This window comes from Pseudoalteromonas sp. SIMBA_162, from assembly GCF_046535955.1.
Taxonomy (GTDB): Bacteria; Pseudomonadota; Gammaproteobacteria; order Enterobacterales; family Alteromonadaceae; genus Pseudoalteromonas; species Pseudoalteromonas marina.
The window spans coordinates 1-271 of sequence record NZ_JAWJBQ010000423.1 but is presented as its reverse complement, the minus strand read 5'-3'; the positions used below and the strand labels follow the sequence as shown (position 1 = coordinate 271).

The following is a 271-nucleotide window of genomic DNA, read 5'->3' as shown; positions in this document are numbered from 1 at the left end:
CTAATCGGTTGTCGTCCCATCGATTCAACAAATAACGATGGACGACAATCGATTGCAAGTGCGCAGCATGAATTAACGATACAAACCGTGGAATTTTCAAATGCGGATATTGTCACAAATGTCGGTGTCACTATGTTTGATTACTTTACAGGCGAGGAAATTGCAAGTGAAGTGGTCGATGCGGAGGGAAAAGCAGCCTTTCCTGGCGTAAAACAAAATACACCGTATAAAATTTCCATATACCGAATCCTATCTTCGGGTGAATGGCTAG

The 271-nt window shown here is 42.4% G+C and carries 1 protein-coding gene; it reads left to right on the top strand.

What is annotated here, in order from left to right; translation table 11 throughout:
• Positions 1 to 271 (top strand): hypothetical protein (locus tag R0J88_RS20320; protein ID WP_410900923.1); only part of this gene is annotated, 271 nt, incomplete at both ends.